Source organism: Rheinheimera sp., assembly GCF_020217005.1.
In the GTDB taxonomy this organism is placed as follows: domain Bacteria; phylum Pseudomonadota; class Gammaproteobacteria; order Enterobacterales; family Alteromonadaceae; genus Pararheinheimera.
Window position 1 is genome coordinate 1 of the sequence record NZ_JAIWOI010000306.1, and the last position, 10,000, is coordinate 10,000.

General features: G+C 45.1%; 7 protein-coding genes and 1 pseudogene. 6 read left to right on the forward strand and 2 right to left on the reverse strand.

Annotated elements, in window-relative coordinates:
• Positions 1-159: 159 nt before the first annotated feature.
• Complete coding sequence (locus tag LDL40_RS14880) at positions 160-4,131, forward strand: hypothetical protein (protein WP_300996214.1); 3,972 nt, start codon at positions 160-162, stop codon at positions 4,129-4,131.
• Positions 4,132-4,215: 84 nt separating this feature from the next.
• Complete coding sequence (locus tag LDL40_RS14885; protein WP_300996215.1) at positions 4,216-4,395, forward strand: hypothetical protein; 180 nt, start codon at positions 4,216-4,218, stop codon at positions 4,393-4,395.
• A 295-nt stretch (positions 4,396-4,690) separates the two neighbouring features.
• Here the strand turns inward: LDL40_RS14885 and groL are convergent, their stop codons facing one another.
• Both groL and LDL40_RS14895 read right to left on the reverse strand, forming a co-directional pair.
• A complete protein-coding gene (gene groL / locus LDL40_RS14890; RefSeq protein ID WP_300996216.1) occupies positions 4,691-6,328 on the reverse strand; it encodes a chaperonin GroEL in 1,638 nt (545 codons plus the stop codon).
• Positions 6,329-6,375: 47 nt separating this feature from the next.
• Complete coding sequence (locus LDL40_RS14895; RefSeq protein ID WP_053423916.1) at positions 6,376-6,666, reverse strand: co-chaperone GroES; 291 nt, start codon at positions 6,664-6,666, stop codon at positions 6,376-6,378.
• 231 nt (positions 6,667-6,897) lie between these two features.
• Between LDL40_RS14895 and cutA the strand changes: the two genes are divergently transcribed.
• The 4 genes and pseudogenes from cutA to LDL40_RS14915 form a co-directional block, all read left to right on the forward strand.
• A complete protein-coding gene (gene cutA, locus LDL40_RS14900; protein WP_300927862.1) occupies positions 6,898-7,218 on the forward strand; it encodes a divalent-cation tolerance protein CutA in 321 nt (106 codons plus the stop codon).
• Positions 7,211-9,037 carry a protein-disulfide reductase DsbD gene (locus LDL40_RS14905; RefSeq protein ID WP_300996217.1) on the forward strand — a complete coding sequence of 609 codons (1,827 nt, stop codon included), beginning with the start codon at positions 7,211-7,213 and terminating at the stop codon, positions 9,035-9,037. The genes cutA and LDL40_RS14905 overlap by 8 nt, the downstream gene beginning before the upstream one ends.
• A 253-nt stretch (positions 9,038-9,290) precedes the next feature.
• The gene (gene aroQ / locus LDL40_RS14910; protein WP_300996218.1) at positions 9,291-9,749 is read left to right on the forward strand and encodes a type II 3-dehydroquinate dehydratase; all 459 of its coding nucleotides are present in this window, start codon (positions 9,291-9,293) and stop codon (positions 9,747-9,749) included.
• 15 nt (positions 9,750-9,764) lie between these two features.
• Positions 9,765-10,000 (forward strand): annotated as a pseudogene (locus tag LDL40_RS14915) (acetyl-CoA carboxylase biotin carboxyl carrier protein); the annotation flags it as partial.

A 10,000-nucleotide genomic window follows, 5' to 3' on the forward strand; every position in this document is an offset into this window, starting at 1 on the left:
GATGTATTCATCGGAATTTTTCGCTGTCGATTTGGTAGTCCCTTACCCTCTAACGAATTTCGTAAAGATGATGGCAGTCTCTTTCTATCGGGTAGCGAATATGAATTTGATCGGGCTTGGAAAGCGAGGCGCCGAGGGGCCGTTACGCCTGAAATTCTAATGTATCGCTTAAATGGTAAAGAGACCTTAGCCTGCATGGACTGCGAACAACTGCAGCGCTTGAATTCATTTTTCGCTAGTCCACCATTTCAAAATCACGGTAAATGGACCGGATCCGTAAATCAGTTTCAAGACACTGAAAGTTTTGAGAAAACTCTTGACGGTCACCTACGCGTGCTTCTAAGTCGTTGGCATTCGCGAGCCAAAGTACCTCTTCATGAGCAACTTAAGCAGCATTACCTTCGCTTGGAGCATGATGCTGGTCCAAGATACACATCGAAGAAACATATCGATTCGGAAGTGAATCATACTTTCGATTGGCTTTTGGCTCGTCCCAGCGCTATTCAGGAACTGGATAACCTATTAGCTAATATTTGGAAGGATCTTGACTGCGAAAGTTTAAGCCTATTTAAAAATCAACTGCAAGATGTTGCTTTGAAATTACACAATGATCCCCACTGGATAACCCCTCCAAAATTTGACTCACTTGCCGTTATGCTAGACGAGTTATCAGGAAAAGCTTGGGAGATAGCTAGTTCGAGACGTTTGCAAAATGATCCAGCAAACGCAACAGAACAATATAAAAATCATCAGTTAAACAACGTAGCTCGATATGCGGAAGAAGCCGCAACGCTTATACGCACATATGCGGAATTTACGAAGCGTCGTGTACTTTTGCTTACCGGCGCAGCAGGACAAGGTAAAACACATACATTAGTTCACGAAGTAAAATGCGTTCTTGAATCAGGTGGTATTGCAATTGGAGTTCTGGCACAAACATTATCTGCTTCTGGAGATCTTCGCAACGCTCTAATGCAAACTTGGAACTGTAGTGACTCTTTTGAGACATTCCTTGATGACCTTGAAAATAAATCAGCTCTTCTAGGTCGCCGCGCACTGATTGCGATAGATGCTTTAAATGAGTCTCCCAATAGATCAAGATGGAAAAATGAGCTTAATGGCCTAATACAAGAGATCCTGTCTAGACCGCACTTAACTGTTGCTTTGAGTGTGCGTACTGATTATCGAGCATATGTGTTGCCAGATACTGACGATGATACAACAGAACTCTGGGTTGAACATAAACACAAGGGTTTTTCTGGAATTGAACCTGATGCGTTGAGGGCTTATTGTGCACACTATGGAGTCACAGCCCCTGTAGCGCCCCCAATCGGTGAGCTTAGTAATCCTCTTTATGTACAACTTCTAGTTAAAAGCCTCAAAAAACGCGCAACAAACTCCCATTGGCTTCCGTCTTGGCTAGAAGTTTGGAATGCTTGGATTGAGCAAATTGAATCTGATGCCCGTGGCAGATTAATAATTGATCCATCTAGAAAGCAGCCAGTCCGTAGATGCCTTAATAAATTAGCTGACACTATGATTGCATCTGGCCGTTTTTATCTTTTACGCCAAACAGCAGATGAGATAGCCAAAGGAGTTTCTGGTCTTGATACTTTGATAGGTTTTTTATGTTCTGCAGGTGCTCTAATTGACAGAATCGAAAATGATGATGAGATGATTGAATTTGGTTTCGAGCGACTTTCGGATACGTTTTTCGTTCATTGCCTGCTTACACGACTTTTTAAAGGGAAACGTAATGTCGCAGAACGACGTCTTGCACTTGAAATAGCGTTGTCACCTCGTGGTGAATTATCAGCTCTCACAACTCCTGATTGTTACGATAGCCCACTCTTTTATCGGCGGTATGGTTTGCTCGCTGCTCTCTGCCTTTTAGTTCCTTCGCATGTTGGCGCGGAGCTACCTGAATTCATTCCAGCAGAAACTCCCGATTCACGCCATTGGGTTACACCTGATTCAGACTTGAGAAATGCATTTACTGACAGTATGCGATGGAGGTGTCAGCCTGAAGAGTTTGCTAGAGATGAAAAGTCTCTCTGGCAGATGTACCGAGAGCGTGGCAGCCAATTAGGTAGAGTAGGCGACCTAGACGAATTGATGAGATTAGCGCTTATACCTAGGCACCCTTTCGCAATGGATAAATTGCTACATCTTTGGTTATTGGGAATGGAAAGTGTTGGGGAGCGAGATGCTGAGTGGTCAGTTAATCTTGTCGCTTTATGGCGTGATGAAAGCTCTAACTTGTCAGTGCTCATTCGTTGGGCAATTGATTCAAATTTAACCAAAATTCATAAAGATATAGCGGTGCCTGCCGCACTACTATTAGCTTGGGCTTGCACTTCGTCACAGCAAAAACTCAGAGAAATGGCTACTCGTGGTTTAACGCGGGTATTGGTCGCATGCCCTGAAATACTCTCGCTAATCTTAGAAGATATTTTAAAAGTTGATGATGACTATGTTGTGGAAAGTACGTTAATAGCAATTTGGGGAGTAATGATAGACGGAAGCCAACCCGAATACTGTCAAATAGCAGCACAAAAAGTATATTCTATGATTTTTGGAAATGAATATCCTCGCTGCCACCTAACAATACGTCATTATGCTCGACGAGTTGTTGAGGTCGCATTCCATAAAGATTGGTTCCATGACATTGATCTATCTGTTATCAGACCTCCATATAAGAGTGCATTGCCCCTATCACAAGTTCCAGATGACGCTAGTTTACGCGCATTAGATAGCTCACAGGGATTTCGCAATATTATTGGTTCGGCTTTGGGACGTGACTTCTATTGGTATGTTTTGGGAGCCACCTCCGGTAGTAAGCCATTTTCATCCAAGCCCCTGCCTCACTCTAATGAGCCTGTTCGGGCATATAAGTATGGTGGCAGTGAGACTAAATTCAGTCCTGAAAACGGTATTTTTGATATTCCACTCGTAGCTAGATTTATCGTTTGGAATTCCTACAATCTCGGGTGGTCTGCAAAGCGTTTCGACACTTTCGATACGGGTTATGAAACCCGAAGCAGTAGCCGTATAGATGATTCGGCAAGAACGGAACGAATAGGTAAAAAATATCAATGGATAAGTTGGCAGAAAATTCTCGCTTTTCTCTCTGATAACTACCACATGACTGACGATCCTTTCAGCGGGCCAAGAGAATATGACACACCTCATCAGATTAGCTATATAAAACTATCCGACCCATCGCGTTGGCTTTATTTAACTGAAAGACACCTAATTACCTCAAATCGTGACGACTTTTGGCGTGTACCAAGTTTACCGCAATGGCCTTCAGCTAATGTCGAAGATGTGATCCATTGGGGTACAGATGAGGCCTACGATTTGCCTGCGGCAGATGTCCTTAGTTATGTGCCTGAGCTGCCATCGGAATGGGGCGATGGCCCTTGGATCCGCATTGCTGCAGAGCACTGTTGGACGAGTCCTAAATTACCTGGAACCTGGGGGATTGGCCAGGATCTTGATACTAACATTTGGTGGCAATTAACGCCTGCGTTGATCAGAGCCTGTGATTTGACCACACTTTTGGATAGCCTAAATGAAACTAGCGTATGTGAAAGGCTGGAAGCTATAAGCCGGATTGAACTTGAAGGAGATTGGAATTTACAGCTTTCTGAATGGCCGGGCGCTTGCGGAGATTTAAGCAAAGGGATCGATTATGATGGAAATGGGGGATCTGATGCGTGGTTGCCAGTGCCATGGATGCATTTAATAGGTGAATGCGGTCATCCAGATCGTTCAGAAGAAAGCGGTCCGACAATTCTTCCTTGGCCTCGTATTTTTCAAGACTGGGGGTTGGAATTAGATATTGAGAGCGGCGTCGTGAGGCAAGGGAATACCGTAGTATTTGGCGTAGCAAGCTTAGTTATGGATGAAAAAGCATTGTTTGCTCAACGTGATGTCCTTATCAATTTGCTGGAAAAACATAATTTGGCACTTGTATGGTGGCTCCGTGGTGAAAGGCGTGCATTTATGCCTGGATTTTCCTCATACGCTCCACATGCTCTCGTATGGATTGACTCACGGGGAGTTGCTTATCTAGGAAAAGATGGGCTAATCCAAGTTGGCATGCTCTCGCGAAAGAATAGTAGGTAGATGATGCTCACTTGAAAGCGAGATTATAGAATCCTACTTTTGACTGTGAAGAGTTACCAGCCAGCTAAATTAATAGAGGTGCTTATGAAATATATAAAACTTAAGCAAAGTAAAAATTCAAATGCAGCACCGCAGAAAAAACAGGAAGAACAGCAACTCTTGGCAGAAATAAAAACCGCTGCTGCTCAGTTTGCTGCGGGTTTAGGCGTAGATAATGCTGTGGCTCGTGTAGTTCTGCTTGAACGATTAGCGAAGAGGGGCTGAGCAAAGCCACATACCAAACACCAGTAACTGCGTAGTGAGCGATCAAAAGTGAGCGCGGGAGGCGCGAACGGGCGAACGCAGTAGTTGGTGGTGGTTGGGCGGGTTCGGAGAGAGGTTTGATTTTGCTCTGAAGTTGAAGAGTCAGATGAGTTCAGATGGGATTGAGGATTCGGATGGAATATTGGGGTCAGAGCAAATTTGCTCCACAAATCTTGATCTGACCCCTTCGGAATTCGCTATCCCCAAAAACAAAAAACCCGGCGTTAGCCGGGTTTTCGTTTTGGGGATACGCGAATTACATCATTCCGCCCATGCCACCCATGCCGCCCATATCTGGCATTGCAGGAGCATCTTTCTTCGGCAGTTCTGTGACCATAGCTTCAGTAGTGATCATCAGAGAACCAACAGAAGCTGCGAACTGCAGAGCAGAACGGGTTACTTTGGTTGGATCCAGGATACCCATTTCCAGCATATCGCCGTACACGCCAGTAGCAGCGTTGTAACCGTAGTTGCCTGAACCGTTTTTCACGTTGTTCACTACAACTGATGGCTCTTCACCGGCGTTATCCACGATTTGACGCAGAGGTGCTTCCATCGCACGCAGTGCGATTTTGATACCGTGGTTCTGGTCTTCGTTGATGCCACGCAGTTCAGTCAGTTTGGCAGCTACACGTACTAAAGCCACACCACCGCCAGGTACTACGCCTTCTTCAACCGCAGCACGGGTTGCGTGCAGCGCGTCTTCTACGCGGTGTTTTTTCTCTTTCATTTCGATTTCAGTGGCAGCGCCTACTTTAATCACAGCAACACCACCAGCTAACTTCGCCAGGCGCTCTTGCAGTTTTTCTTTGTCGTAATCTGAAGTGGCTTCTTCCACTTGTTGACGAATTTGCTTGACGCGACCGTCAATGGCGTCCTGCTCACCAGCACCATCAATGATCGTAGTGTTATCTTTAGTGATCACAACACGTTTAGCAGTACCTAAATCTTCCAGCGTGGCTTTTTCCAGTTCCATGCCGATTTCTTCAGAAATCACTACACCACCAGTTAATACAGCGATGTCTTGCAGCATAGCTTTACGACGGTCACCGAAACCTGGAGCTTTTACTGCAGACACTTTCACGATACCGCGCATGTTGTTCACAACCAGCGTAGCTAAAGCTTCGCCTTCTAAATCTTCAGCGATGATTAAAAGTGGTTTGCCAGATTTAGCAACGCCTTCTAATACCGGCAGTAATTCACGGATGTTGCTGATTTTTTTATCTACAGTCAGGATGAACGGGTTGTCCAGTTCAACCTGGCCAGCTTCCGGGTTATTGATGAAGTACGGAGACAGGTAACCACGGTCAAACTGCATACCTTCAACCACAGCCAGCTCGTTAGCTAAGCCCTGGCCTTCTTCAACAGTGATCACGCCTTCTTTGCCTACTTTGTCCATGGCATTGGCAATGATTTGGCCAATTTCATCGTCAGAGTTTGCAGAGATAGTACCCACCTGAGCTATAGCTTTGGTGTCGGCACACGGCTGAGATAAAGCTTTTAATTCTTCAACAGCAGCGATCACGGCTTTGTCGATACCACGTTTTAAATCCATTGGATTCATACCGGCAGCAACAGCTTTTACGCCTTCGTTGATAATGTTTTGCGCTAACACAGTGGCCGTAGTAGTACCGTCACCGGCTTCGTCATTGGCCTTAGAAGCAACTTCTTTCACCATCTGTGCGCCCATGTTTTCGAACTTGTCTTCCAGCTCGATTTCTTTGGCAACAGATACACCGTCTTTGGTGATGATTGGTGAACCAAATGATTTGTCCAGAATCACGTTACGGCCTTTAGGACCTAAAGTAACGCGCACTGCGTTTGCTAAAATGTTGACGCCTTTGAGCATCTTATTACGGGCTTCATCGCCAAAACGTACGTCTTTTGCAGCCATTTTAAAAATTCCTCTGAATACGTTAGAAAATAGAAAATACGGTTAGATTATTCGGTGATGACGCCAAGGATGTTGTCTTCTTTGGTGATGACATATTCCTGGCCTTCAATTTTTTCAGTGCGTTCTACGTAAGCACCGAAGATCACTTTGTCGCCTACTTTGACATCTAAAGGACGAACAGTACCGTTTTCTAAAATGCGACCGTTGCCAACTGCAACCACTTCACCACGAGTAGATTTTTCAGCAGAAGCGCCAGTCAGCACAATACCACCAGCAGATTTGCTTTCAGCTTCCAAACGCTTGATGATGACGCGATCGTGTAATGGACGAATATTCATGCTTTTTTATCTCCTAAAAGCGATTTGAGTTTTAACATTGGGTGTTAAATTTGTTGTGCTTGCTATATGGGGCAATCTCCTTATGAACCCAAGGGCTATTTTTTAAAAATTTTGCGCTTTTTGGTGTTTCTGATTGTTTTTTGCGCAATCACTGCGTTTTATGCAACAAATTTGGCTATGAGCAGGTCTTGACTGCTGTGGCTTTTAAGCAACACGAATGAGGGCATCGCTATGATGATGGAACTGATTTTATGCAATTGTCCTGATTTACAGGTGGCAGAGCGCATAACGAAGCACTTGTTGGAGCGAAAACTGGCGGCTTGTGTTAACGTTTTGCCTGCGGTGCAATCGCATTATGTCTGGCAGGGCAAACTTGAACAAAGCACTGAAATTCCGTTGTTAATTAAAGCCAGAAAAGAAGATTTTATTGAAATTGAACAGGCCATCTGTGCTTTACACCCGTATCAGGTGCCTGAAATTATTGCCATTGCCGCACAACAAGTATTCGCCCCTTATTTACAGTGGGTTCAAGAGGTAACGAGTCGTGATTAAGAGTTTTTTATTTAGCCTGCTGCTGTGTTTGTCTTTTGTAAGTCAGGCGCAAAGCACCAACGCACTGGCCGCCCTGCAGCAAGGTTCGCAGTTTCTGCCGGTAGAACAGGCTTTTGTAATGGATTTCCGCCAGCAAGAAAACAAATTACAAGTCAGCTTTACCATAGCCGACGGCTACTACCTGTACAAAGACAAGTTTAAGTTTGCAGGCGTCGATACCGCCTTTTCTCACCCGCAGTTTCCCAAAGGCATGATGATTAAGGACGAATACTTTGGCGAATCTGAAGTCTATTTCCATCAAGTGGTCTTAGATATCCCATTAAGCCAGATAGGTGCAGAGGCTATGCTGAAAGTACGCTTCCAGGGGTGCGCTGAGGCGGGTTTATGTTATCCGGTGCAAACACTGGAAATTCCTTTGATTGCGCCTGCTAATACAACAGTTGCCCCCCAAGGTGCCAGCACAGCAGAGGCGGCTGCAGCTCTTGGCGTGACTGAAGATTCTGCGTCCCCCGCCAGCTCTGTTTCTGCCCCGGTATCAGAGCAGCTGCAACTTTTGGATAGCTTAAAAACTGATAGCACTATCAAAGCTCTGTTTCTATTTTTCTTACTGGGTTTAGGTTTAGCTTTTACGCCTTGCGTATTCCCTATGTATCCGATTTTAACCAGCATTATTGTAGGGCAAGGCCAACAGTTATCCGGCAAACGCGCTTTTAGTTTGTCTATGGCTTATGTTCAGGGTATGGCGGTTAGCTATTCCTTATTAGGTTTATTAGTCGCAAGCTTAGGTTTGCAGTTCCAGACCTACTTTCAACACCCTGTTGTCTTAATCGCCATCAGTATCTTATTTGTGTTTTTAGCCCTGGCGATGTTTGGCGTCTTTAACTTAAGTCTGCCGGAGAAATGGCAAAACAAGGTGAATTCTTTAAGCAACAAACAACAAGGTGGCAGCATCAAAGGCGCGGCTTTGATGGGTTTGTTATCAGGTTTAGTCGCCTCCCCTTGCACCACTGCACCTCTGACAGCAGCACTTTTATATGTAGCTCAATCCGGTGATTTAGCCTTGGGCGCTTTAACGCTGTATATCTTAAGTATGGGTATGGGCTTGCCACTGCTGATTTTAGGCAGCACGGGCGGTAAGTTTTTACCTAAAGCCGGCGCCTGGATGGATGTGGTTAAAGCCAGCTTTGGTTTCCTGCTATTAGCAGTGCCAGTCTGGCTACTGAGCCGTTTCCTGCCTGCTTATGTTGTAGTGATTGTAGCCACTTTGGTCTTGTTGATGCTGGCCGTGTATTTACACCGCTTATCGCAGCAGCTCTCGTCAGGCACCACAGGCCAAAGTATCAGTTGGATGCTGGCTTTAGTCATAGTGCTGGGCACCACTGGCGCTAACTTATGGTATTGGTTACCAGGCACTACAGTGCCTCAAGTACCAGGCCAGACTGTTCAGACACAAAATACCGAATTTAAACTGGTAAAAACTTTGGATGAGCTGCAACAGGAAGTGAAAAAATCAGCCGAAGCAGGTAAACCAGTGCTGGTGGATTTATACGCCGAATGGTGTGTGGCTTGTAAAGAGTTTGAGCACATCACTTTTGCTGATGGCGAAGTGAAAAGCTTAATGGCGCAGTTCACCTTAATTAAGATAGATGTTACCAACGCCACTGATCAGGATCAGCAATTACTGGATCATTTCCAGGTTTTAGGTTTGCCAACTTTGCTGTTATTTGACAAAAACGGCAGCGAATTAACGCAATCTCGCATCACAGGCTTTATGGGACCAAAAGATTTTGGCGCCCATTTAGGTCAAATACTGCAATAAAAATCTCTGTGCTACTCGCGGCAAAGTCAGACTGGCTCTGACTTTGCCTGAATTACCTCACTTCATTTTCAACTTTTCAAAAAAGTTCCGCTCTGCTGATAAGACCAGTATTTTGCTGCCATTTGCAACGATTTCACTATAATAAGCGGCAAATCTGCAGCGACAGCTGATCGCTGAACAAAAAAGATGCAATTGTTTTCTAGCTTCGGCAAGATAGGAAACAATGAATAAATTGACGGGATATTCGCGCTATATGTCTACAAACTTACGTATTTTGCTGCTCAACGGCCCTAATTTAAATATGTTAGGAAAACGTGAGCCTCAAATTTATGGCGCAGCTACATTATCGCAAATTGTCGATGGTTTAACTGCCCACGCCAAAGAGCTGAATGTTACCCTGACTCACCTGCAATCCAATGCCGAATATGAGCTGATTAATGCGATTCAGCAAAGCCTTGGACAACAGGACTTTATTATTATTAACCCGGGCGCTTATACCCATACCAGCGTAGCTATTCGTGATGCGCTGCTGGCCGTGGCTATTCCTTTTATTGAAGTGCATTTGTCCAATGTGCATGCGCGGGAAGAATTCCGTCGTCACTCGTATTTATCCGATATCGCCAAAGGTGTGATTTGTGGTTTAGGTGCCAAAGGCTACCACTACGCACTGGAATCGGCGGTGTCGTCCTTATCAACCATTCCATCAAATTAATTAGGCAACTACGTCATGGATATCAGAAAAATTAAAAAATTGATCGAACTGCTGGAAGAATCAGGCATTAACGAGCTTGAGATTACTGAAGGTGAAGAGTCCGTTCGTATCAGCCGCAATGGTCCGGTGCAGCAATATGCTCCTATGCAGTATGCTGCGGCGCCAATGCAACAGGCTCCTGCTGCAGCGCCAGTTGCTGCCGCTGCTCCTGCTGAAGCGGCGAAGCCAGTAGTGACAGGCCACCAAATGCG

What these genes read in the sequence shown, in the direction of transcription:
- cutA (WP_300927862.1), top strand. Translation starts at nt 6,898, where the DNA reads ATGATGATGGAACTGATTTTATGCAATTGTCCTGATTTACAGGTGGCA.
- aroQ (WP_300996218.1), top strand. Translation starts at nt 9,291, where the DNA reads ATGTCTACAAACTTACGTATTTTGCTGCTCAACGGCCCTAATTTAAAT.
- groL (WP_300996216.1), bottom strand. Translation starts at nt 6,328, where the DNA reads ATGGCTGCAAAAGACGTACGTTTTGGCGATGAAGCCCGTAATAAGATG.
- LDL40_RS14880 (WP_300996214.1), top strand. Translation starts at nt 160, where the DNA reads ATGTATCGCTTAAATGGTAAAGAGACCTTAGCCTGCATGGACTGCGAA.
- LDL40_RS14895 (WP_053423916.1), bottom strand. Translation starts at nt 6,666, where the DNA reads ATGAATATTCGTCCATTACACGATCGCGTCATCATCAAGCGTTTGGAA.
- LDL40_RS14885 (WP_300996215.1), top strand. Translation starts at nt 4,216, where the DNA reads ATGAAATATATAAAACTTAAGCAAAGTAAAAATTCAAATGCAGCACCG.